Source organism: Afipia broomeae ATCC 49717, assembly GCF_000314675.2.
Taxonomy (GTDB): domain Bacteria; phylum Pseudomonadota; class Alphaproteobacteria; order Rhizobiales; family Xanthobacteraceae; genus Afipia; species Afipia broomeae.
On sequence record NZ_KB375282.1, the window covers coordinates 411563 to 436356 of the forward strand.

The 24794-nt window shown below is 60.5% G+C and carries 17 protein-coding genes and 1 tRNA gene; 7 read left to right on the top strand and 11 right to left on the bottom strand.

What is annotated here, in order from left to right; translation table 11 throughout:
- Positions 1–47: 47 nt before the first annotated feature.
- Positions 48–1739: a methyl-accepting chemotaxis protein gene (locus tag HMPREF9695_RS02010; protein ID WP_006019102.1), complete on the bottom strand. Its 1692-nt coding sequence runs from the start codon at positions 1737–1739 to the stop codon at positions 48–50.
- Between the two features lie 297 nt (positions 1740–2036).
- Complete coding sequence (locus HMPREF9695_RS02015) at positions 2037–3719, bottom strand: methyl-accepting chemotaxis protein (RefSeq protein ID WP_006019103.1); 1683 nt, start codon at positions 3717–3719, stop codon at positions 2037–2039.
- A gap of 334 nt (positions 3720–4053) precedes the next feature.
- Here HMPREF9695_RS02015 and HMPREF9695_RS02020 point away from each other — a divergent pair, with 334 nt between their 5' ends.
- Complete coding sequence (locus HMPREF9695_RS02020) at positions 4054–4887, top strand: DUF1194 domain-containing protein (protein WP_006019104.1); 834 nt, start codon at positions 4054–4056, stop codon at positions 4885–4887.
- Positions 4888–5039: 152 nt separating this feature from the next.
- On the opposite strand, the gene HMPREF9695_RS02025 is transcribed toward HMPREF9695_RS02020, so the two are convergent.
- The 6 genes from HMPREF9695_RS02025 to HMPREF9695_RS02050 form a co-directional block, all read right to left on the bottom strand.
- A complete protein-coding gene (locus HMPREF9695_RS02025; RefSeq protein WP_006019105.1) occupies positions 5040–6278 on the bottom strand; it encodes a class I SAM-dependent RNA methyltransferase in 1239 nt (412 codons plus the stop codon).
- A 4-nt stretch (positions 6279–6282) separates the two neighbouring features.
- Positions 6283–7014, bottom strand: a complete 732-nt coding sequence (locus tag HMPREF9695_RS02030; RefSeq protein ID WP_041711033.1) for a TlyA family RNA methyltransferase — start codon at positions 7012–7014, stop codon at positions 6283–6285.
- 184 nt (positions 7015–7198) lie between these two features.
- Positions 7199–9130 carry a 1-deoxy-D-xylulose-5-phosphate synthase gene (dxs, locus tag HMPREF9695_RS02035; RefSeq protein ID WP_006019108.1) on the bottom strand — a complete coding sequence of 644 codons (1932 nt, stop codon included), beginning with the start codon at positions 9128–9130 and terminating at the stop codon, positions 7199–7201.
- Between the two features lie 354 nt (positions 9131–9484).
- Positions 9485–9736: an exodeoxyribonuclease VII small subunit gene (locus HMPREF9695_RS02040; protein WP_006019109.1), complete on the bottom strand. Its 252-nt coding sequence runs from the start codon at positions 9734–9736 to the stop codon at positions 9485–9487.
- Positions 9737–9850: 114 nt separating this feature from the next.
- On the bottom strand, positions 9851–10780 hold the full coding sequence (locus tag HMPREF9695_RS02045) for a histone deacetylase family protein (RefSeq protein WP_006019110.1): 930 nt from the start codon (positions 10778–10780) through the stop codon (positions 9851–9853).
- 41 nt (positions 10781–10821) lie between these two features.
- Complete coding sequence (locus HMPREF9695_RS02050) at positions 10822–11586, bottom strand: crotonase/enoyl-CoA hydratase family protein (protein WP_006019111.1); 765 nt, start codon at positions 11584–11586, stop codon at positions 10822–10824.
- 137 nt (positions 11587–11723) lie between these two features.
- Between HMPREF9695_RS02050 and HMPREF9695_RS02055 the strand changes: the two genes are divergently transcribed.
- Positions 11724–12671 (top strand): ring-cleaving dioxygenase, encoded by a 948-nt coding sequence (locus HMPREF9695_RS02055; protein WP_006019113.1) that lies wholly within the window; start codon positions 11724–11726, stop codon positions 12669–12671.
- Positions 12672–12866: 195 nt separating this feature from the next.
- Here the strand turns inward: HMPREF9695_RS02055 and HMPREF9695_RS02060 are convergent, their stop codons facing one another.
- Complete coding sequence (locus tag HMPREF9695_RS02060; protein ID WP_006019114.1) at positions 12867–14651, bottom strand: acyl-CoA dehydrogenase family protein; 1785 nt, start codon at positions 14649–14651, stop codon at positions 12867–12869.
- Between the two features lie 518 nt (positions 14652–15169).
- On the opposite strand from HMPREF9695_RS02060, the gene HMPREF9695_RS02065 reads away from it, so the two are divergent.
- Positions 15170–15244: transfer RNA gene (locus tag HMPREF9695_RS02065), tRNA-Gln, on the top strand.
- A gap of 339 nt (positions 15245–15583) precedes the next feature.
- Here the strand turns inward: HMPREF9695_RS02065 and HMPREF9695_RS02070 are convergent.
- Entirely contained in the window at positions 15584–16159 is a 576-nt protein-coding gene (locus HMPREF9695_RS02070) for a CAP domain-containing protein (protein WP_006019115.1), read from the bottom strand.
- Positions 16160–16354: 195 nt separating this feature from the next.
- Here HMPREF9695_RS02070 and HMPREF9695_RS02075 point away from each other — a divergent pair, with 195 nt between their 5' ends.
- From HMPREF9695_RS02075 to HMPREF9695_RS02090, 4 genes are all read left to right on the top strand, one after another.
- Complete coding sequence (locus tag HMPREF9695_RS02075) at positions 16355–17299, top strand: hypothetical protein (protein ID WP_006019116.1); 945 nt, start codon at positions 16355–16357, stop codon at positions 17297–17299.
- A gap of 427 nt (positions 17300–17726) precedes the next feature.
- Positions 17727–21278, top strand: coding sequence for a DEAD/DEAH box helicase (locus HMPREF9695_RS02080; protein WP_006019118.1), 3552 nt, complete (start codon positions 17727–17729; stop codon positions 21276–21278).
- The gene (locus HMPREF9695_RS02085) at positions 21275–23026 is read left to right on the top strand and encodes a phospholipase D-like domain-containing protein (RefSeq protein ID WP_006019119.1); all 1752 of its coding nucleotides are present in this window, start codon (positions 21275–21277) and stop codon (positions 23024–23026) included. Before HMPREF9695_RS02080 ends, HMPREF9695_RS02085 begins: the two co-directional genes overlap by 4 nt.
- Positions 23027–23046: 20 nt before the next feature.
- Positions 23047–23721 carry a DUF1889 family protein gene (locus tag HMPREF9695_RS02090; RefSeq protein ID WP_006019120.1) on the top strand — a complete coding sequence of 225 codons (675 nt, stop codon included), beginning with the start codon at positions 23047–23049 and terminating at the stop codon, positions 23719–23721.
- A 112-nt stretch (positions 23722–23833) separates the two neighbouring features.
- On the opposite strand, the gene HMPREF9695_RS02095 is transcribed toward HMPREF9695_RS02090, so the two are convergent.
- On the bottom strand, positions 23834–24730 hold the full coding sequence (locus tag HMPREF9695_RS02095) for a 3'-5' exonuclease (RefSeq protein ID WP_006019121.1): 897 nt from the start codon (positions 24728–24730) through the stop codon (positions 23834–23836).
- Positions 24731–24794 lie beyond the last annotated feature (64 nt).

The following is a 24794-nucleotide window of genomic DNA, read 5'->3' on the forward strand; positions in this document are numbered from 1 at the left end:
GCGGCTGAAATTCAGCCGCCCGTTTGCCGTTCGATGTTGCGGCGAGCTTACGCCGCGCGGACGTTGGTGAGGAATTTCTCGACTTCGATCTTGAGGCGGTTGCTGTCGGTGGACAGCATCTGCGCGGCAGACAGCACCTGGCCGGATGCGGCCCCGGTTTCACCCGCGCCGCGGCTGACATCGGTGATGCTGGTGGCGACGTCGCCGCTGAGCGATGCAGCCTGCTGCACGTTGCGGGCGATTTCCTGTGTCGCCGCACCCTGTTCTTCCACCGCGGCGGCGATGGTCGAGGAGATTTCCGAGATCAGGGTGATGGTCTTGCCGATCTCCTTGATGGTCGCGACCGATTCCTGCGTCGCGGTCTGCATGCCTGCGACCTGTGCGCTGATCTCGTCGGTGGCCTTGGCGGTCTGCGCGGCGAGGGCCTTCACTTCGGAAGCAACCACGGCGAAGCCGCGGCCGGCATCGCCGGCGCGGGCAGCCTCGATGGTGGCGTTGAGCGCGAGCAGGTTGGTCTGTTCGGCGACCGCCGTGATCAGCTTCACCACGTCGCCGATGCGGGCGGCGGCCTGCGACAGCTCGGTGATGCTGGTGTCGGTCTTCTGCGCCTGACGCACGGCTTCGCCGGCGACGCGGCTGGATTCCTGCACCTGACGGCTGATTTCGCCGACCGACGAGGTGATCTCTTCGGTGGCGACCGCGACCGACTGCACGTTGCTCGAGACTTCCTGCGACGCGGCGGCGGCTTCGCCCGAGGTCCTGCCGGTGATTTCGGCGGTGGAGGTCAGGGTGTTGGCAGCGGCTTCGAGTTCGGTCGATGACGACGACAGCGAGCCGACCAGTTCGCCGATCAGCTTTTCGAAGTCGCGGGTGATCGCATCGACCCGCTGGCCGCGCGCGATCTTGGCGTCGGCATCGGCGGCGGCGGCTTCGTCCGCCGCCTTCTTGGCGATCAGGGCTTCCTTGAAGACCTGCAAGGTGTCGGCCATGGTGCCGATTTCGGTCTTTTCGCCCTGATGCGGCACGACGGCGGTGAGATCGCCTTCGCCGAGCGCCTTCATCGGCGTCACGATCGACGTGATGCCGCGGGACACGTCGCGCACCAGATAGAAGCCGACAACACAGCCGATCAGGACGGCCGCGCCGAGCATGATCGCCACCAGCATGAATGCGGTGTTGTAGTTGTTCGTTGCGTCCTGGCCGGCGATATCGGCGCCCTTGTTGTTGAGGTCGATGTCCTTCTTCAGGATATTGTCGGACTTGATCCCGATGAGGTTGACGGTCGTCGTGTTCAGCTCATGTGCCTCGCGCGGGTAGGAGCCCGCAGCCTTGCGCGACAGCGCCATGACTTCCTGGGCGCCCTTCTTGTAGCTCTCCCACGTCTCGACCCACTCGTTGTACAGCGCGCGTTCTTCCGGCGACGTAATCATCTTTTCATAAGCCTGCCGCGCCTTCATGTTGGCTTCGACGACCGTTTCCAGCGTCTTTTCCTGCGCCAGCTTTTCCTCGAGAAGCTCCGACAGCATGTGCTCGCGGATCACGTTGCGATAGGTGATCACACCGGCGCGCAGATCGCCGAGCACCCGAACGCTGGGCATCCAGTTGGTCTGGATGTCGACGGCATTGGCGTTGATGGCCTCCATCTGGCGGATGGCGAAGAGACCCATGCCGGTCATCGCGACCAGCAGGATGACGAGAACGGCGGTGATCTTGGAACGAATGGAAATCCTGGAGAGCATGGCGGACCTTGAGTCTTTCTGACCGGTGGCTGATGGGCGGGGTTGGCAAGGGCAGGAAAAGAGAGAAACCGGGAATGCCAATCCGCCCTTCGGCGTTTCGGATTCGTGGTTTCTAATTTCACTATGTGAGGTGAAATGTTCGTAAAGGTATTCCGCGGCCGATGCAGAAATGTGCTTTTTTACGTACGGCGTTTATGCCGATGCGCGCTGCATCCGATGCATGTGTCGAAGGCATGAAAAAAAACCGGCGGAGCTTTCGCGCCGCCGGCTCTCAAAATGTTCGCTTGGCGAATCGCGTCAGGCGGCGCGGATCGTCGCGAGGAAGTTATGCACCTCGGTCTGGAGATGCGTGCTCTCCTTCGAGAGCGACTGGGCGGCCGTGAAAACCTGAGCCGATGCGGCGCCGGTTTCGCTGTTGCCGCGGTCGACGTCCGAGATGTTGGCGGCGACGCGCGCGCTCAGTTCGGCCGCCTGCTGAACGTTGCGGGCAATCTCCTGGGTCGCGGCGCCCTGTTCTTCGACAGCGGCGGCAATCGTCGATGAGATCTCGGAGATCAGATTGATGGTGCTGCTGATCTCCTTGATGGTCGTGACGGAAGCGCTGGTCGCCGTCTGCATGCCGGAAATCTGGGTTGTGATCTCGTCGGTCGCCTTGGCGGTCTGCGAGGCGAGCGCCTTGACCTCGGAGGCGACCACGGCAAAGCCGCGGCCGGCCTCGCCCGCACGCGCCGCCTCAATGGTGGCATTGAGCGCGAGCAGGTTGGTCTGCTCGGCGATCGCGGTAATCAGCTTCACCACATCGCCGATACGGGCGGCGGCCTGCGACAGTTCGCTGATGCAGGAATCGGTCTTCTCGGCCTGCTGGACGGCGAGTTGAGCGACCCGGCTCGATTCCAGAACCTGACGCCCGATTTCATTGACCGACGAGGTGATTTCCTCGGTGGCGCTGGCGGTCGACTGGATGCTTTCGGAGACCTCGCGTGAGGTATTCGCGGCCGAGTTCGACAGTTGCCGGGTGACGTCGGCGGCGTTGGTCAGGGTGCTGGCGGTGGCTTCCATTTCGGTGGAGGCCGACGACAGCGAGCCGATCAGTTCGCCGATCATGCCCTCGAAGCTTCTGGTGGCCCGGTCCAGCGTTTCGGCGCGGCGCATCTTTGCGCTGGCTTCGGCTGCGGCAACTTCGTCGGCGGTCTTCTTGGCGATCATGGCGTCCTTGAACACCTGCACGGCGTCGGCGATCTGGCCGATTTCGGTGTTTTCGCCCTGATGAGGAACGTTGGCGGCGAGATCGCCGGTGGCCAGCGCCCGCATCGGGGCCAAGACCGAACCGATGCCCCGGGCGACATCGCGCACGATCAGGACCGCGGCGCAAAGCCCGGCCAGCACCATGGCAGCCAGCGCCGCCAGAACGATGCGGAATGCGAGTTCATAGGTGCTTTCGGCATGGTGTCCGGCGGCGGCGGCGCCCTTGTCGTTCAACTCGACAAGCTTGGCCAGTACCGCATCCATGCTTCGTCCTGCCGGCGTCGCACGCTGGGCGTTGACGGCGCGCGCCTGCGCGACCTCGCGCTTGCGGGCATGGACGATCACTTCGTCGGCGGCCTCGCGGAAGGTTTTCCAGGTTGCCGCCAATTCTTTATAGAGCGCGGCTTCCTCAGGGGAGGTGATCAGCGGCTCATAGGCTTTGTTCGCGGTGTCGTAATCCTTGGCCCGGGCGTCGAGATTGCGCTGGATGTCGGCCATGAACTTGTCGTCCGGCTCCGTCAGATAGTCGCGCAGCACCGCCCGGTAGCGCGCCGACTGGGTGCGCAATTCACCGAGCAGGCGGACGCTGGGCAGCCAGCTTGTCTTGATGTCCTGCGCTGCGGCGTTGATGGCGCGCATTTCCACCACGGCGAAGGCGCCCATGGCGGAGAGGGCAATCAGCAGGAGAGTGACGAGAGCGACGAGTTTGGTGCGAATGGAGAGCCTGGAGAGCATGAAACAGTCCTTTGAGGTCTTTCTGACCCTTTCAAGAAAGGCGGAGCGACACCAAACGCGGGGGTTTGGCCGCCGAAAATGACTTCGACGCCTGAATGGGCGTGGGTGGTGCTGGCAATTTCCAGTCGGAGGCCCGTTCAATGACGGAGCGTCCGCTTCGCGAACGTAAATAAATTCCGTGAAATGTTGGTAAATGTTTGCCGGCCGGGCAAACAGCCTGAAAAAGGGCCAGAATTTCCGGCCCTCATAGGGCATGGGGATGGTCCAGTTTCCTGCTTTCAGGGTCGCGCAGGCCGTGTCACCATCCTGACGTGAACGACGGGAGGTCCCGCCAATGCGCTGGTGTGTCTCGATCGGAGCGGTGCTGGTCGCGGGCGTGATCGCCGGCGGCGATGTTCCCGGACTGGCTGCACCGGCCACGGCGCCTGCGCCGGCCGCTACCGAGGCCAAGGTCGACGTCGAACTGGTTCTCGCGGTCGACGTCTCCTATTCCATGGACATGGATGAACTGGCGCTCCAGCGCGAAGGCTACGCGCTCGCGGTCACCTCCAAGGAGTTCTTGCAGGCGCTCAAGACCGGCCCGACCGGCAAGGTCGCGGTGACCTATTTCGAATGGGCCGCCTCGACCGACCAGAAGATCGTCGTGCCATGGCGGGTGATCGATGGTCCGGAATCGGCGGGTGCGCTGGCCGAGGAAATCCTGAAAGCGCCGCTGCGCCGCGCCTCCCGCACCTCGATCTCCGGCGCGATCAACTTCGCGATGCCGCTGTTCGAGGCCAACGAATATCAGGGCCTGCGCCGCGTCATCGATATTTCCGGCGACGGGCCGAACAACAATGGGGAGCTTGTCACGGTGGCGCGCGACGCGGCGCTGGCCAAGGGCATTACCATCAACGGCCTTCCGATCATGTCGAAGGAAACCAACTACGCGACCATGGATATCGAAAATCTCGACTGGTATTACGAGGACTGCGTGATCGGCGGCGCCGGATCGTTCGTGGTGCCCATCAAGACCAAAGAGAAATTCAAGGAAGCGATCCGCACCAAGCTGATCCTCGAAGTCGCGCATCGTGTGCCGGAAATGCGGGTCGTGCCGGCGGCCACGCGCGAGCCGCGGGTGTCGTGCACCATCGGCGAGAAGATCTGGCAGGAGCGGTGGGGACGGTGAGTCTTTTTCTGTGTGTTTCGCACAGGCAATCAGCCCCTCACCCCAACCCTCTCCCCGCGCGCGGGGAGAGGGAGCTAGCGAATTCTTTACCTCTCCCCGTTTTTAAGGGGAGAGGTCGCGAGCAAAGCGAGCGGGTGAGGGGCTTCTGCTCTTTACCTTCTAAACCGCGCGACCAGCTCCACATGCGGCGTATGGCGGAACTGGTCGACCGGCGTGACGCTGTCGATCTTGAAACCGCCATCGATCAGAATGCGCGCGTCGCGTGCGAAGGTTGCCGGATTGCATGAGACCGCGACGGCGAGCGCGATCTTGCTGGCAGCCAGTTGCTGCGACTGCGCCTGCGCGCCCTGGCGCGGCGGATCGAACACCACGCAATCGTAATCGCGCAGTTCCTGCGGCATCAGCGGACGCCGGAACAGGTCGCGCGCTTCGGCCTTGATCGGCTTCAGGCCCTGCGTGAGCTTCACTGCATTTTGCAGCGCCGTCACCGCAGCCGCGTCGCTGTCGAAGGCAGCGACCTTGAATTTTTCCGCGAGGCGAAATGCGAATGGACCGAAACCGCAAAACAGATCGGCGATGTGCTTGGCACCCTTGCAACGCGCGAATGCCAGCGCCGCAAGGGTTTCCTCGCCGACCGCCGTCGGCTGCATGAATGAGCCCGCCGGCAGGGTCACCTGCGCCTTGCCGACGCGCACCACCGGCGGCTTGCGCATGATGACCAGTTCGCCATGACGCGTCAGCCGCGCGAGATTGTGTTTTTCGGCCAGCTTCGACAGGGACATCAGCAGCGCCGTGCCGAGCGGACCGGAGCCGCGCACATCGACGTCGAGGCCGTTATCGGCTGCGGTGATCTGGATATCGAGCGGCTTGCTCACCGGCCTCAGCAGTTCGGCGATTTCGTTGGCTGCTTCGATGGCGCCGTGCATGGCGGGATCGAGGATCGGACAGTGATCGATGGCGATGATCTCATGACGGCCGGCGGCGGCGAAGCCGACCCGCAGAATGCCCTGCTGGCTTTGCCGCGCATGCAGCGTCATGCGGCGGCGGCCGGTGCCATGGGCATCGATCAGCTCAAGGACCTCGCAGCCGATGCCGGCATGGTTGAGCGTGTCGACCACAAGCTGCCGCTTCCAGTTCCGGTAAGCATCGTCCTGCCAGTGCTGGATTGCGCAGCCGCCGCAGGTGCCGAAATGCGGGCAGAACGGATCGATGCGCTGCGGGCTTGGCGTGACGACATGCGCAAGCGCGCGGCGGTCCGGGTGGCCGGGCGAGGGCAACACATCGACCGTCTCGCCGCCCAATGCATAAGGCACGTAAAGCGTCTCGCCGCCGGACGCAGCAACGCCATCGCCGAAATGGCCGACATGATCGATGATGAGGCGCTCGGTCATATCTCTAGCCGCGCCGCGCGCCGATGAAGAATTCGGTGTTGCCGTCGCCGCCGGCGATGGACGAAGGGAAAACATTGATATCGGTGCAACCCAAGGACTCCGCGAAGGTGGCGATGTCGTCGCACACCGCCTTGTGCACGGCCTCGTCGCGAATGATGCCCTTCTTGGAATACTTCCGCTCGGCCTCGAACTGCGGCTTGATCAGCGCCAGGAGGTGCGTCGGTGCGGCAGCAATCGGCAACACCGCGGGCAGCACCAGCTTCAACGAAATGAAGCTGACATCGATCACCACGATATCGGGACGGATTTCGAGCCGCTTGCCCGCAAGCGAACGGATGTCGGTTTCTTCCATCGAGACGATTTTCGGATTGTCCTGCAGGCTCGGATGCAACTGTCCGCGTCCGACATCGATGGCGTAGACGATGCTGGCGCCGTTGGCGAGCAAGACCTCGGTGAATCCGCCGGTCGACGCGCCGACATCGACACAGACGTGATCCTCGATGTCGATGGGATACTGCTCCAGCGCGCCGCTGAGTTTGACGCCGCCGCGCGACACCCAGGGATGCGCGGGCTCGGCGGAGATCTCGGCATCCGCCGGAATCGTTTCCGACGGTTTCAGCACAGGCTTGCCGTTTGCAGTGACGCCACCCGCTTCGATGGCGGCCTGCGCGCGGGCGCGGCTCTCGAACAGGCCGCGCTCAACCAGCAGAAGGTCTGCGCGCTTGCGTGAGGTCATGTGCCACATCCTTTCACCTCTCCCCGTGGGGGAGAGGTCGGCGCGCGAAGCGCGGCGGGTGAGGGGGCTCGATAACCTTGTTCAGACATCCAGAGCCCCTCACCCCAACCCTCTCCCCACTGGGGAGAGGAGCGCATCGCATGCGGTGTGACAGCACGTACCTGCGGTGACGGCTTACCGAAGTTCAGGCCAGCTTGACCGTCTCGGTCTTCACGTCCCTGCCGAGTGCCTCGAACACTTTCGCGACGATGCCCTTGGCATCGAGGCCAGCCTGTTCGTACATCTTTGCCGGTGAATCGTGATCGATGAAGATGTCCGGCAGCACCAGCGTTCGCACGCGAAGGCCGCGATCGAGCGCGCCGTGATCGGCCAAGGCCTGCAAAACGTGAGTGCCGAAGCCGCCGATGGAGCCTTCCTCGATGGTGATCAGCACTTCGTGCTCGCGCGCGAGCTTCAGGATCATGTCGAGATCGAGCGGCTTCATGAAGCGCGCATCGGCGACGGTGGCGGACAGGCCCAGCGTTTCGAGTTCGTCGGCGGCCTTAAGGCATTCGCCGAGACGGGCGCCGAACGAGAGCAGTGCGACCTTCGATTTTCCACTCGCCTCGCGCATGATGCGGCCCTTGCCGATCGGCAGCGGCACGCCGAATTCGGGCATCTCGACGCCGCGGCCTTCGCCGCGCGGATAACGCAGCGCGCTCGGGGCATCGTCGATCGCGACCTGCGTCGCGACCATGTGAACGAGATCGGCTTCATCCGCAGCCGCCATGATGACGAATCCGGGGAGGCAGCCGAGATAGACGTTGTCGAACGAACCCGCGTGGGTCGGGCCGTCCTGGCCGACAAGACCGGCGCGGTCGATGGCGAAGCGTACCGGAAGACGCTGGATCGCCACGTCGTGCACGACCTGATCGTAGCCGCGCTGCAGGAAGGTCGAGTAGATCGCGCAGAACGGCTTGAAACCTTCTGTCGCGAGGCCTGCGGCGAAGGTCACGGCATGCTGTTCGGCAATGCCGACATCGAAGGTGCGGTCGGGGAACGCCTTGCCGAAGATATCGACGCCGGTGCCGCCCGGCATCGCCGCGGTGATGGCGACGATCTTGTCGTCCTTGCGCGCTTCCTTGACCAGGCTTTGGCCGAACACCGAGGTATAGGACGGCGCGTTGGATTTTGCCTTGGCCTGCGCGCCGGTTGCGACGTCGAACTTGGCGACGGCGTGATACTTGTCGTCGGACGCTTCGGCGGGCGCGTAGCCCTTGCCCTTCTGCGTGACGACGTGAACCAGGATAGGTCCGGTTGGCGCATCGCGCACATTGGTCAGCACCGGCAGCAGGTGGTCGAGGTTGTGGCCGTCGATCGGCCCGACATAGAAGAAGCCGAGTTCTTCGAACAGCGTGCCGCCGGTGACCATGCCGCGCGCATATTCCTCGGCGCGCAGCGCGCGGTCCTCGAAGAATTTCGGAAGTTTGTGCGCGAGATTTTTCAGCGCTTCGCGCGCCGACGCATAGGTCTTTCCCGACAGCAGCCGCGCGAGATAGGCCGACATCGCGCCGACCGGCGGAGCGATCGACATGTCGTTGTCGTTGAGAATAACGATCAGGCGCGAATGCATCGCGCCGGCATTGTTCATCGCTTCATAGGCCATGCCGGCGGACATCGAGCCGTCGCCGATCACCGCGATGACATTGTTTTTGCCGCCGGTAAGATCGCGCGCCACGGCCATGCCGAGACCGGCGGAAATCGAGGTCGAGGAGTGCGCGGCGCCGAACGGATCGTATTCGCTCTCGGCGCGCTTGGTGAACCCTGACAGGCCGTTGCCCATGCGCAGCGTGCGGATGCGGTCGCGGCGGCCGGTGAGAATCTTGTGCGGATAGGCCTGATGGCCGACGTCCCAGATGATGCGGTCGTCCGGTGTATTGAAGACGTAGTGAAGCGCGGTGGTCAGTTCGACCACGCCGAGGCCGGCGCCGAAATGGCCGCCTGTCACCGATACGGTGTCGATGGTCTCCAGCCGCAGCTCATCGGCGAACTGGCGCAACTGCTCGGGCTTGAGCTTGCGCAGCAGGTCCGGCGTCGGCGCGGCGTCGAGGAGGGGAGTCTTGCTCGAATTTGACACTTGAATATCCGCAATTATTTGGGGGCGCTCGGCCCGGCATGGAAAGATGCCCGGAAAGGTCCGAAACGGTCCCGTGGCTTATACCAATTCCAAAGTCATGCCAATCCGCCGGGCGGTGGCCATAGGTCTCACGTTTTGGGCATGACGGTGCCGGAACCGGGCGCAAAACCGCTGATTTGGCGCTGACGTGGTTACATCTGCGATGTCGTCCCCGCGAAGGCGGGACCTATAGCACCGAGCTGGCGACCCAAAAACAGATGCTCGATATCGTCAGTAAAATCCGACCACAGGGAGCATGGATCCGCGCTTTCGCGGGGACGACGGCTGGGTATGTACGGGGGTCTTCTGACCGACTTACTGAACGTCGAGCGGCTCGGTGCCGACAGCGTGACCTGACGCGTCGGTGGTGATCTTGTCGACACGGGCTTCGGCCTGGCGCAGCAGTTCTTCGCAGCGGCGCTTCAGACTCTCGCCGCGCTCATAGATCGCAACCGATTCCTCGAGCGGCACCTTGCCGTCCTCGAGGCGCTTGACGATGGATTCCAATTCCTCGATCGCGCGTTCGAAGCTGAGCTGCTTGACGTCCGCATGGGGAGTGTCGGCCATGGTCGTTTTCCGAGTTCTCAATCGATGATAGCGCCGCTGAATCTAGGAACGATTTGCGGGCGCAATATGGCGGCAATGTAGCGCGATTTGCAGCAGCGAGGGAAGCTGTTCGCGCTAGTTGTTCATCAGCGCGGCGACGTGTACGGCAACCGAATCGCGCAAGCCTTGCAGGTCGTAGCCGCCTTCCAGCACGGAGACGATTCGCCCCTCGGCCGACTTGTCGGCGATCTCCATCAGCTTGCGTGTGACCCAGGCGAAATCCTCCTCGCGCAGTTCGAGACTGCCGAGCGGATCGCGCCAGTGCGCGTCGAAGCCCGCCGAAATCACGATCAGTTCGGGTGCGAACGCTTCCAGCCGCGGCAGGATCGCAATGTCAAAAGCTTCGCGGAATTCGCGGCTGCCATTGCCGGGACGCAGCGGCGCGTTGACCACGGTGTCCTGATCGCCGCGTTCTTGCGTGGCGCCGGTGCCTGGAAACAGCGGCATCTGATGGGTCGATGCATACATCACGCTCGGATCGGACCAGAAGATTTCCTGGCTGCCGTTGCCGTGATGCACGTCGAAGTCGACCACGCAGGCGCGCGCGATGCCGTACTTGCGCTGCGCGTAGCGCGCCGCGATCGCAGCGCTGTCGAAGAAGCAGAAGCCCATCGGCCGCGAGGTCTCGGCATGATGCCCCGGCGGACGGGTGCCGACGAAAGCGTTGGTCCGCTTGTTCTTCATCACCGCATCGACGGCAGCGACAGCGCCACCGGTGGCGCGCAATGCCGCTTCCCATGTGCCGGGCGACATCGTGGTGTCGCCGTCGAGATAAATCATCCCTTCCTTTGGGGAAATGTGCCGCAATTCGTCAATGTACTCGTTGCTGTGGCACAGCGCGACGACGTCGAGATCGGCTTCCGGCGCTTCGACCCGCACCAGCGATGTGAAGGGCTCCGCCGACAGTCCCTGTTCGATCGCACGCAGACGATCCGGCCGTTCTGGATGGCCGGGGGCCGTGACGTGATTGAGGCCCGCAGCATGGTGATAATAGAGTGTCGGCATGGACGGATCGATCTTTCCGTTGTCGGCGATGGCCTATCTAATCAGGCTTTCTTCTTGCGCGCAAAGAAGGCGCTGAACGCGTTCCGCGCCTCGTCCGATTTCAGCCGTTCGCCGAAATGATGCGATTCTTCATCCATTCTGCGCAATACATCCTCCCGCGCGGGCTTCAGCAGCTTGCGGGTGAGCGCCACCGCGTCCTTCGGCAGCGAACCGATTTCCCGCGCAACCTTGCGTGCCTCGACTTCGGTATGTCCGGGAGCGACAATCACATTGACGAACCCGGCCTCGCGGGCTTCGTCCGCGGTCACGGAGCGGCCCATCACCAGCATCGAAAACGCACGATGATGTCCCATGGTGCGCGGTGCCAGCAGGCTGGAGGCGGCTTCCGGAACAAGACCAAGGTGAATGAACGGCGTCGAGAACGTCGCGGTAGTCGAGGCCAGAACGTAGTCGCAATGAAACAGCATGGTGGTGCCGACACCGACCGCGATGCCGTCGACCGCGCCAATCAGCGGCTTCTCATTGTAGGCGAGCGCCTTGAGAAACTGGGTCGCTGCCATCGGGCGAGAACTGTCGTCGTTCGCGGTGTTGGCCTTGGCGAAATCCTCGAGGTCGTTGCCCGCAGTGAAGACGCCGGAGCCGCCGGAGATCACGATGCTGCGGATGTCCGGATCGTTCTGCGCGGATTTGATCGCGTCGGCCATCGCGATGTACATGCCCTGCGTCAGCGCGTTCTTCTTGTCCGGGCGGCGCATCGTGATGATGCGCGTGTTGTCTTCGTCGGTGACAATTACGTGGTCGATCATTGGCGTTTCCTGAAATGGCGAAGGCACTGCAACATGGAGGGCGGCTGGCGCTGCCGGTTGGTTCATCCTACATCATTGGCCAGAAACGGAATAATGGCCATTCGATTTCCACCCCTCCGTTATAAAGGGATACTGCCATGCAACTCACCGGCATCCATCACCTGACGGCGATTTCCGCGAATGCCAAGGGAAACCTGGCGTTTTACACCGGTGTGCTTGGTATGCGGCTGGTCAAAAAGACCGTCAATCAGGACGATGTCAGCGCCTACCATTTGTTTTATGCCGACGGGAAGGCCAACCCGGGAACAGACCTGACCTTCTTCGACTGGCCGGCGGCGCGGGAACACCGCGGCACCCGCAGCGTGTCGCGCACCGGCTTGCGGGTCAACGGCGAAAAAGCACTGGGGTTCTGGCAGGACCGGCTGATCAAGCTCGGCGTCCATGTCGGCAAGGTGACCGAAGTCGATGGCCGCCTGACGCTGCCGCTTGAGGACCCTGAAGGCCAGCGGCTGGTGCTGGTCGACGACGGCGGCCACGGCGAAGCCCATCCATGGGAGAAAAGTCCGGTGCCGGCAGAACACCAGATCCGCGGCCTCGGCCCGATCGTGCTGAACGTGCCGGATCTGGCACGCACCGAACGCGTGCTTGTGGATGTGATGAACATGACGCGCGTCCGCGATTACGCCTCACCAGACGGTGAGCATCGCATCAATGTTTATAGGATGGGCGAGGGCGGCCCGGCGGCGGAACTTCATGTGCTTGAGCAGAAGGATTTGCCCGCCGCGCGTCAGGGCGCCGGCGGCGTCCATCATGTCGCGTTCCGCACGCCCAATGACGAGCAGTATCACGCCTGGACGGCGCGGCTCGCGGAGTTCGGCGTTCACTCCAGCGGCGAGATCGATCGCTTCTATTTCCGCAGTCTCTATTTCCGCGAACCGAACGGCATCCTGTTCGAGATCGCGACCGACGGGCCGGGCTTCGCCACTGATGAGCCGATGGAAACGCTCGGGGAGAAACTGGCGCTGCCGCCGTTCCTCGAAGCCCGCCGCAGGGAGATCGAGGCGGGATTGAAGCCGTTGGCGTGATGCGGGTCGCTCGATGCGAGACGGTTGCTCAACGCGCAACGTCGTCCCCGCGAAAGCGGGGACCCATACTCCTTGTCCGCGTTTTGGCGAGGGCTTCAGCGTTCTTATGAGCCGGTTAGGCTGACGGTTATGGGTCCCCGCTTTCGCGGGGACGACATCGTAGGCAGTGTGCGTCCGGCTGGAAATTCCCGGCGTCTACGCGACCAGCACGACGTCCGCGCCGGTGGTTGCCGTCGCCGCATCCATGATCGTGCGCTCCAGTGCGCCGGATTGCACGGTGACGTTCTCCGCGAAGAAACGCGCCAGCGCGACATAACGCTGCGCGTCATTCTGGAGGGCTTCGTCGGTGCGCGCGGCCAGCGCCTCGTTCGCCAGCATGCAGCCGCCGAGCGTGGTCGAGAACATGCGCAGATACGGCGTCGCGCCCGCGAGCGCTTCGGCCGGCGAGGTTGCGATCTTTTCCAGAAGCCACTTGCTGGTGCGCTCCACCGACGCAACCGCATCGCGCAGCTTTTCGCCGGTGGTGCCGAAGGCCGGATCGTTGGAGGCTTCCACCTTCTTGACGATCGCTGACAACTCGCCGAGCAGATCCCACACCGCTTCGCCGCCGGACATCTGCAGCTTGCGCATCAGCAGGTCGTTGGCCTGCACGCCGTTGGTGCCTTCATAGATGGTGAGAATGCGCGCATCGCGGACATACTGCGCGGCGCCGGTTTCTTCCATGAAGCCCATGCCGCCGTGCACCTGCACGCCGATGGCCGCGACCTCGTTGCCGATGTCGGTGGAGAAAGCCTTCGCCATCGGCGTCAGCAACGCACCGCGTGCCGCGGCCTTCGCCTTTACCTTCGGATCGGAGGCGCGATGCGACACGTCGATGGCGACCGCCGTCGCGTAGCAGATGGTGCGTGCCGCCGCCGTCATGCCGCGCATCAGCATCAGGTTACGCTTCACGTCGGGATACATGATGATCGGATCGGAGCCGATGTTCTGGCTGCCGAGCGCCTTGCCCTGCTTGCGCTCCAGCGCATAGGCGAGCGCGCGCTGATAGGCGCGGTCCGCGATGCCGACGCCCTGCAGGCCGACGCCAAGGCGCGCCTGATTCATCATGGTGAACATTGCGGCCATGCCGCCGTTTTCCTTGCCGACAAGGTAGGCGATCGCTCCGCCCTTGTCGCCCATGGTCATGGTGCAGGTCGGCGAAGCGTGGATGCCGAGCTTGTGCTCGACGCCGCTGGCGTAAATGTCGTTGCGTGCGCCGAGCGAGCCGTCGGCGTTGACGAGATACTTCGGCGCCAGAAACAGCGTGATGCCCTTCGAGCCTGGAGGCGAGCCGGGCAGGCGTGCCAGAATGAAATGAACGATGTTGTCGCTCATGTCGTGGTCGCCATAGGTGATGAAGATTTTCGAGCCGAACAGACGATAGGTGCCGTCGGCCTGCTTTTCCGCGCGCGTGCGCAGCGCGCCGACATCGGTGCCGGCCTGCGGCTCGGTGAGCTGCATGGTGCCGGGCCATTCGCCGGAGATCAGCTTGCCGAGATAGATATCTTTCAGTTCCTTGCTGCCGTGGGCATCGAGCGCGTCGATCGCGCTCAAGGTCAGCAGCGGGCAGAGGCCGAACGCGAGGTTCGAGGCGCTCCAGATTTCGTTGACGGCGGAATGCACCGCCAGCGGCAGACCCTGTCCGCCGAATTCCTCCGAGCCGGACACCGCATTCCAGCCGCCTTCGCACCAGCGCTTGTAGGCATCCGGCCAGCCCGTCGCGGTGACGACACCTTTGTCGGTGAGCTTGATGCCTTCGCGGTCGCCGGTCTGGTTCAGCGGCTCGAGCACGTCGGTGGCGAACTTGCCGGCTTCCTCGATCACCGCGGCGGAGAACTCCGGATCGTAGCCATTATAATGTCCTGCTTCCACGGCGGCCAAAAGGCCGGCGCCATGGTTGAGGGAGAGGAGCATGTCGTTGATCGGCGCGCGGTAGGTCATGGCATGATCTCGCTGTTCGGCTGGCCTCGGCAATCGTTTCCGCAACGTGCCGTTCGGCCGAGGCGGATGAGTGCGCAAGTCTTGCTCTCATATGTTGTTGTTTGACGGTCTCTTTCCTCGCGCTTGCGGTTTCTTGTGCGGGTCCGCCCGGCGCTCCTTTGTCTTCCCACGAAAAAGGCTGGCCCTCAACTGCGGCGCAGGCGTATCTCAGGTATGCCACGCGGCCTGATGACCGGCTGGAACGCCTAGGTCTGCCTCGATCTTCCGCCGTTCCCAACACCTCCGCGCGAGGCGGAGGCCGGTCCGGTCACTGGAATCGGCGCGATTTTTCCTTTTCTGGCGGCATTTTCCCACCAAAAAAGCGGGTTTCCACTTTGCCGGAAAATGCTCTAAGACCTGCGCAGCCACGGTGAATCGGTGCGGCTCAGGGTTTCCGGAAGGAAGCCGGCCCGCCGCCTTCCGACAATGAGCGGCGCGAGGCGGCAAGACCGATCCTGCCGCGAACCGTTCAACGCTATTGGGGCGTCGCCAAGTGGTAAGGCAGGGGATTTTGATTCCCCCATGCGGAGGTTCGAATCCTCCCGCCCCAGCCATCCAGTGCGTGATTTGGAGAATTTCTCTGTTAGTTGTGAAAAAGGGCCGCGAATGGCGGGCTTTTCACGCGAGGACACTCTCTACAGAGACGGTTTTGCCGCCAGCGCACCTGTAATCAACCAGTATTCTCCGGCCGTCTAACAAAATATTCCCGTTTTCAGAGAGCCTAGACCAGAGACGGGTTCGATCGCACTGGGTGCTTGCCAGAACGCGAAGAATTTCGGTCTCAACTACGCTTACTTATCAGTACGCCGAGATGTCCGCTTTTGACTCAGACAATTGGCAAAGCAGCAGCGCACCACCGTTACCCTATTGCGCTTCCGGTTTTGCATTTTACCTCAAATGCAAAGGCTGAGCACCTTAATGCGGCAGGCGCTGGCTTTGGGCCGACCTGAGGGAGCCGCTTCTCGTTTCACGGCAACCAGAGGCTCCTTTTCCTTCTTGCCCTTGCGCGGCTTCGGTTCGTAATCGCCGGCAATTACCATGGCCCAATAGGTACGCTTGCCACTTGCATCTTTAGCGCTCGCAATCCCAACGCGGGAGGCATTTCGCAACAGAAGATTCTTGCGGTGCCCGGAAGAGTCGATCCACTGGCCGAGCGTCTTCTCGAAACTTTCGTAACCGTAGGCAATGTTCTCGGCGGCGCGCCCAGCTCGCGCCGGTGCAACCCGCTTGGTGAACGGGCCAAGCACCTCGTGACTAAGATCATTCTTCGCCGCCATCGCTCGCACCTGCTCCAGCGCAATGCGGTCGAGCGTTGCATCGCGCACGACAAGGGTCTCGCTATGCTTGAGGCGAAAGCTGGAGATCAGTTCGGCCGGAGACTCGGCGGCCATTGCGGGTGCGGCCAGCAGTAAAAAGCTTGCCGTTACCCTACCAACTGCACGAAGTGCAATTATCGTCCAGAAGCTCATTGCTCACCAAGCCTGTGCTATGCCCTCCCACCTCTCGATCGGCAATGTGGACGCTTCAAGGCACGCGCTGTTATTAGCACGAAGCAGGTCACTGAGGCCGGACCTCTTCTCTCATCAAATTGACGTGCCGCGCTGAGATCAAGGTGATGCCGCCCGTTCCGGGCAGGCCTTGCAAACTTGATGTTGGAGGATTCCATGAACAAGCTTGTCGCAGCGTCAATCGGTAATGCAGTAAAGATAAAGCTAATTGATGATAAGACAGTGCGCATTGCCGCCGAGGTAAAGGAAGCCGAACGACACGCACGCCGGAATGGTATCGTGCGCAACATACTAGAACGAAATAGGCTTTCTAAGAAGGCTTATGGAGCTCTATGCAGGCTGGATTTGGCCGCGACAAAGCTGACCCAAACAGCACCGACCACAGCAGCGGGTCTTGTCGCCAAAGCGGGCGTAGCCAAGCTTGTCGACGGTTACTCGGAGGGATTTTCAGAGGAAATCGAGAAGGAGTTGGCTTCAGACGTGTTGCGTGTGCTTGCGCCTGGCACGACATCCAGAATCATGGCTGACCTCGCAATCTCGCAGGACCGTCGTGAAAGTAGTCCTGTCCTTCAGGCTGTATTAAGCTATCGACGAGCCCTGCGTGCGGAAGCCAAGGCACGCCGTGCTTTGAGCAAGCTGACTGAAAAATATCCAGACCTAAAGGATACACGACCGGCGGTTGCCGCAGGGATCAGAGAAGGTAAGCCGGTCTATGTTCGCTGCCTGGCTGATTGGAATGCGCTTTATGGCCATGAACATGATGAGCAGTGGGCCAAATTCAGCCGAGCGCTTGATGAAGCAAGGCCTGCTCACAAGCTTGCGCGGCAACGCACGGGTATCAAGAAAGCTGAAAATACGTTTTATGAAGCAAGGCGTGCTACTGCACGGTCATTTGAAGACCTATGTCGCCTGAAACCCGAGAACGTGGTCGATCTAAGGGCATTTGCCGGCGTGATTGTTCGACATATGAAGAAGGAGGCTGGTGATTCTATCAGCAATGTCTATCCTTATTCGAGAAACAGTGACTATCAGGAGTGGAAAGACCGGCGACACTCCGCCATGTTTACCGCGCTACGTGTCCTTGGTGGCTTCGCGCGCTAGCAGCGGAAGAACAGCTTAACAGCGTTGAGGCTGTGCAAGTCAGCCCAGCCTCAACCCTCAGGGGCAACGCGATTTTCGCAAGACACTTGCGGCTGCAGTTTACCATTACCGTCCTGCTCTGGCACTGATCGCTCAGTGTTAGCCAGAAGGGTCGATAAATTTTCGTCTCAACTGTGCTTTGCTTATCAACAAGCTAAAATGTCAGCTTCTGACCCAAAGCGGACGTTAACGCCGGGCAATTAAAAGGAGAAAACACCTACCAGGCTCGTGAAGAGCGCGTGAGGAAGCGTGACCAGCAACTCAAGCTCGCCGAACGACAGGTCGTTATCGTACTGCACCAATTGATTTATGCTGGAGAATCTGCGTTTTCCAGTCAACGTAACTTGCCATTCGTATATCATTACAATCTGATTCTCGAAGGCGTTTTATGGCACTTAAGAACAATCAAGCCTCTCTTGAAGAATTATTTGAGCTCCCGGAAGACTATCTGCGTGGTCCGCAGTCTGAAGCGCTTCGACCTGGATTGATTGAAGCGGTCGACAGAAAGACTAAGCAGGATCGACTGCTGAAGTTCTGGCCGAAGACCGGAACCGCCGCCGATGAGGAGCTTCGCGACCTTTGGCGCCACGAGCGGCTTCAGGTCGATCGCATCATGAGCTACCCGGGCGCCGACGAAGTATTCGCCGGCGTCGTTGCGATGATCGAGACGTCGGACACGTTTTGTATCGTGCATGAGCCGGGATCGATGCCCCTCGAAGGGAAGCTGAGGACAGCGCCGAAGCGGTTCTGGATGCGCAACCTTTCCGTTCCTGCAAACCGTGTCATCCTCTGGCAGAACCTTGGTCGGCTTGCGAAGGCATTGGGCATCCTGCACTCGCACGGTCTTCTGCATGGCAGAATCGATAGCTATGCCGTCTTTACTGAGGGGGCGCAGGAGGCGGATTTCCGCCTGGGCGGCTTCGAATGGAGCTTGGTATTGGGCGAAGCGCGGACTGTTCACCCTCCGCTGCAACAGGTCCGTACCAAGATCCGACAGCTCACTTATTCCTATGCTCATGATTGGAAGGCTATTGCCTCGCTCTTCGCATCCTTCATTGGTATTGATCCGGGCGGATTGCGCAGAGCCGATCCCTATATCGACACGGACAACCCAATCGAATTGACGGATGGTGAAATCGATCTTCTGCGCCGGATGATCGATCCCGCACGTGAAGAGGTCGTGGAGGCAAAATCGGTCATCCGGTCAATCCAGGTTCTCACGCGGGAGCTGGGCGGTCACCGTGAAACACGCGAATCCCGCCTTCTTCTCCTGTTTCGTCCAAACGACAAGATGGCCGAGACAATTTATACGCTGAGCGAGGAGAGCGTAGCCTTCGATGATATTCAGGCTCAACAGTCGTTCGTCGAAAGCGACCTGTCGAGTGGCGCCAGAATTGTCGCCCCTGCCGGTGATGACAATCCAGAGCGTCTCTTTCTTATAACCGATACAACATCCTATCAGCTTCGCCGGTTCTCGGATTCAGGTGCCAGTACTTGGCAAGTTGCGACCGTCACGTCGATCATTGCCCGCGAGCCGGGCCGCGCATTTGGCAACAGCGAGATTCAGCCGATCCGGCACCCGGTCGAACTGGTCTCGAACAACAAGGAAGCGACACGTAGATTGACCGAGCTGGGGGCTGGAGCGCTGGAGTGGACGCTCTCTCTCGTCAAAGAGAAGTCTCACGAAGAAGACCCAGAGACCCGCACGCTCAGGCACGCGGTCCTGCTAATTCAGGTTGTCGAGGCGTTGTTGCACGCCCTCGAAATTCTCCCCGTTGCGATCGTGGGTACGCGTTCCGAACGAGGACGTGTCATCCTTCAGATCGCGCCGCGCGAATCACCCAGAGACGATGTCGCTCGGAGCGTCGGAGAGCGCAACACGGCCGACGTGCTGGACCGGTTGTTCGAGAAGGACGACCAGGGAATCGACGTCGAGTGGCGTTTGAGCAGTTCGGGTGGCTTGGGCGGACGGGACGCAGGCGATGTCAGCCTGAGGTTTGAGTCCGTTGAAAAGGACCAGTCCGGACGCACCGTCTACGAATTCTCGGCTTTCGAGCTGCCCGCGGAAGACGACGGCCTGTTTCTGCGAAAATATGGCGATCACGGCACCGAAAGCCTGATCCGACGGCGGCTCAGAACCACGCGCGCACTTGTAGAGCAGCGCGATCTCGTGACGCTGTTCTCCGATCCGAGGCGCAACAGCCGCCGTACTGACACGCCTCTTGCCAAAGATGAGTTCTACGAGGACCTGGACGAAGCAAAGCAGGGTGTTCTTGAGGACTTATGGACGCTCGAGCCGAGCTACTTCGTCGTTGGCCCGCCCGGTGTCGGCAAGACGAAACTTGTCAGCGAAGTGCTGCGCCGAAAGGTGTCAGTCGACCCCGCCGCTCGCGTCCTTGTATCAACGCAAAGTCATCAAGCCCTCGACCATATCTTAAAGGCGACGCGACGCGCGCTCAGTGGAAACGCAGATGATGTCATTATCGTCCGCTCGCCGGGACGTGACGATGCCGTATCCACCGAGGCGGACGTCCGGCGTACGGCACAAGACTATTTGAGACGCGTCTGCGCCTCAGATCGCTTCGCAGAAGCACCGCTCGGCGTGCAGTCCGGAATTGCAGATCTTGAGAAGGCGTTTGCGCAAGACGGGTTCGGTACGGTCCAACGGCGCGATGCGCGGGATGCCGAAGGAATGCGAGCGTTGACCGCATTGGTCCTCGGATCGGCCAACTTGGTGTTTTCAACCAGCGCATCGGCGGACATCGAGCGGCTGATCGACGAATCCGCCCAATTCGACTGGGTCATTATCGAGGAGGCCGCCAAGGCGACTGGACCCGACCTGATTGCTCCACTCTCATTGTCGGGGCGGCGTCTATTTATCGGAGATCACAATCAGCTTCCACCGTTCGACACCGAACGCATGACCTCGATCCTCTCAGATCAGACAGCGCTGCGGAATGCGTTGGTCAGTTCGGATGAGATGATTGGCCCGACGTTCTTTGAATCGGGGCTTGAGGAACTTCGCAAGGCCGCCGAGGACGACGACACGCTCGCCCAGGTTTCGCGCTCCGCGTTGCGGGCATTTGAACCATTCCGTGTTCTCGTCGAAGAAGATGAAAAACGCAGAAGCGTGGTCGCTGGAACGCGGCGGTCAGTCTCAAGCGAATTGCTGGTCCAGCATCGTATGGACCCGCAGATCGCGGAGTTGATTTCGCTCTGCTTCTATAAGGGACGGTTGAAGACTTCGGATCGCCGAACGAAGGAAGCGTCGCAACCCTTGCCATTCACATTTGGCGAAGGATTCCCAACGTCTCCTCTGGTTTTCATCGACATGCCCTATGTGAGCCGGACTGGGAAAGCTCCGCCGGTCGAAACGGGAAGGCCTCGATGGAGCAATGGATCAGAGGCGAGGGTCATCGTCGATTTGCTGGAGCGACTGCGTCTGCTTCCGCAAACTGGCGATCAGGATGCGCCTTCGCTTGCCGTTCTCGCGCCCTATCGGGCGCAGGTCGATCGGATCGAGCGGCAGATTGAGGCGCTCAAAGCAAAAGGCGGCGATATCCTGCGCTTCAAGGGATTCGCCGAGAATGGCCGAATTTGTGGGACTGTTGATGCTTCACAAGGTTCGGAGGCCGATTTGGTCCTCGTGTCTCTGGTTCGAAACAATCCCAGAACTGGTGTGCCGGCGCTCGGCTTCTTGCGCGATCGGCGCCGTATGAACGTGCTGTTAAGTCGGGGCCGTCAGCAACTCGTTCTCGTAGGATCGCTGGAGTTCCTACGGGAAAGCTCCCGGCATGCAACCAAGGATCCGAAAGACGAACTGTCGTTTGTCGTAACGTTTCTCGAAACGATCGAGGCGTTGCGCAACCAACAGGCCCAACGGGGCGGGCCGGCCGCGACGATCATCACTCCCGCGGAATTGCTTCGGAGGGCCCGATGAGCGTCGTTGTGGCTATACCGATCCGCCGGGTTTCAACGCGAGCGGTGATTGAAAAAGGTCGTGGCTGGAGTGCACTTGACGAGTTCGTCCTGTGGTCTTTGTCACGCGAAGCAATGTCGGCGACCCGTCTGGCCGATGATCTTGATATCCCGCGGCGCGTCATCCTGGAGATCATCGTCCGGATGATGAGGTTTAGGCTACTTGAGGCTATCTTGATCGACGGCTTTCCGGCATTTCAGACGACGGCGTTTGGTGCCGCCGTGGTCGCGGGCGGATCAGAGATTCCAACGGATAAGCAGCGGGTCACGCGAAACGTCTCGTTCGTTTACGATACGATCACTGGCACCGTATTTTCGAGACGAGACGTTGCGGGCAAACGCGCCGGCGTTATCCTATCGCTACGGCAAAAGGGGATCGACGTCCGGGATGTCGAGGTGCGTGGTGCGCTTCCTAAAACAACCCCTCAGGAAAATTTTGCGCGCATCCAAAAGGTCCTCCGTGAAGACGAGAAGCTGCTGTTCTTTGACGGCGACACATTCGTCGAGCGACAAAACGAGTTCATGCTCATTGTGGTGGACGGCGCATCGATGCGGAACTTGCCCGATCGTGCGCCTGAGTCTCTCAAGCAGGAAATCGCCCGCGTTGCGGCATCAGCAGACCGTGTGAGGCCGGTTGTTGTTGCATCCCATATCCTGGAAGAACCCGAAAAGGTTCTGCCTGATCCAATCACGGTTGCGTTTGAAGCGGATGACCTCATTTTTGGAGGTGACGCGCATCGTGAACGGCTCAAGCGGATTTTTGGAAGAGCGAGGCGGCGGATATTCCTTCACTCTACATTCCTGCGGCTTGGAGGCTTCACCAGATGGATCGACGAAATCCGCGACGCGGTCCGTCGGGGTGCCAAGATCGATCTGTTCTGGGGGGCAGGGGCGCCAGACAATCCGAATGAAAAAGCGTTCCTGCAGGCCGCAGAGATATCGAAGTTCGTCGCCGCCGATGAACTCCTTCGAGAGCGAGTCCGTATCCACCTCCGGTCGACCGGCTCACATTCCAAGCTGATTATTGCTGACGATGGCGACGAGGGATACGTCGCGGTCGTCGGATCCTGTAATTGGCTGTACACGTCGTTCGATCGGTTCGAGCTGTCGTGCGAATTCAGAGATCCGCGCCTCATCGCGGAAATCGCCGAGGCCTTCGGCGCGATGGTGGCTCGGCCGGGATTCAAGCCGGAGATCGGGACCGAACTCTATATTCTGGCGCGTTCGCTGCGACGGCGGCCTGAAAGCACCGGAAATCATCGCGCTCGCGTCATCGCGGGACAAGCACATGAGGCGATATTGCGTGAGGCCAGTGGCAGCCGGCCGAGCCGCTTCCTGGTTGCGAGCGATAAGTTCGGAAACTCGGCCTTTGCCAATGCTATCATTCCAGCCGAGGTTGCTGCGGCCACCGCCCGCACCGAGCCGGTGGTTATCTATGGAAGCACCGCCGGGCTGGTAAGTGGTCTGATCGCCGCTGGAATGACGATCGACGTCCGCGAACGCGGTGTTCGCCTGCTTCGAATCTCTGAAGGCTTCCATGCAAAATTTCTTCTGTGGGGCGACGATGACATCGTCGTCACCAGCATCAACTGGTGTTCGTGGACCTCGCCGCCAGATGCCTCATTCGGTGAGATTGGCGTGCACATATCGCGACCAGGCTTGGCGCGGCAGCTTGCGGAACGATTGCCTCTAATTTGGTCGCAGCTCTAATTCGGTAAGGGGAGGAATAAGTGTCATCCGTCTCACGATATGTCGTTGAGCGGTCGCCGGATCAAGTCCGGCTCGCTTTCAAGAGCGTCCTCGATATTTGCAAAACGAAGAATATCGCCAACGTAACGTTGGTGGTGCCACAAAAAGGGGGCTTCGATCGTACCATCGTGGCCGAATTCCTCGGGCCAAACATCGTAAAGGCGCTGGTAAAGGGGCAGGCCGTTCTGATTGCCCAAGGCGTCCAGATGAAACTAGAGAGTGCTCAGACCTTTCAGGGAAGCTGGTCAGAAGGGCTCCTGATTGGTGCGCACATCTCAGACAAAGACATGAACAAGCTTGACGATTCGATAGGAGCGCAAGCGATCGTCTATCTTCCGTGGAACGACACCGAGGGTAAAGAATGGCAAGCAACGTGGGAAGCCCAGATAGTGGGAACAACCACTGCAACGGCACCGGCCAGTAGTTTGTCCGGCCCTGTGGAGGAGGCGCTGCAGAACCTGACCCAATCCATCAACTTAGGCACTGGTCTCAGTCATCCCTTGGACAAGAAACGTGCAGAGCGCACAATCGCGCAGCTTCGTCAAGAAGGTCATTTATTCGACCCTGTTGAAATTCGCCGCTGGGCTCAGCGAAACGGCTGGACATCGAGTGCCGCTGCTAGTCTCGAAGCGGTTGCACGCAAATCGAATCCATAGTCTTGGCGTTCTCTGATCAGAGAATTGTATAGCAATAGCAGTTTACGGGACCCAAGGTTTCCAAGATGAGCACGGAATATACTAACAGTGCAAGTTGCAGTAACTTCGGTCCCTAGACTCGGTTCGAAAACCTCTGTGCAGCAGTGATCCGATTGGAGAAGAGATCAACGTCACGCCGGTAGATCTCATCGCATAAAAATTTGAGTTCATCGGCCTGGTTGGCTTCCGGAACATCCACATACCAAGCTTTGGGACGGCCGTCGGACCCATCATTCCAGCGATACTTTCGCTTTTTCAATATCTCACGGAGATCGAAAGGAGATTGCTCGGCCCATATACGTACCGTGGGCTTGCGAGCGGATTCGAGTAGCAGCGCAAGTGCCGTACTCTCACTCCCATTTGGCTTCATCGACATAATTTCTAGCAGTGCTTTGCAATCGTCGGCTGCTCGATGTGAATGATGAAAGTAACCACATCCCGCCAGGAGGTAGGCTAACCGGGATCCTTCAAAACCCAGCTTACGCCATTCGACCTGGGTTGCCGAGCAGGCCCAGTTTTTATGCTCAAAGACCGACCAATATCGCTCGCTAAACTGCCGATCGAAGGCTGCATTGTGAGCAATGATGATTGCTGCGTCTGCGACGAAGCTGCTGACGTCATCGGCTGAAATCTTATGGCCGGCGACGAGTTCGTCAGTAATCCCTGTTAGTTCTACAATTTCGGATGGTATCGGCGTCGATGGCTCATTAAACGCCTCGAAAACACCCATGATATCCGTGATTTCACCGGAAGGAAGGTAGGCGAATTTCACCATCCCTAATTCAATGATCTCGTCCTTACTTGTGTCGAGACCGGTCGTCTCAACGTCGAGCGCCACGCCAACCCTAGTGTTTTCGCTCTTATCAGGGATGCTCATCTCGCGTGGTTTTAGCCGGCGAAGGACGCGATAGTCCTGGCAAAGCGATAGCTTTTCCGCCATGGCGTCGAGTTCGGAGTTTGATACAGTCATGGTGGTAGCGGTCCGGAATGAAGCACGTCGACTATGCGGGATGCCCATTATACTGAACTGGACG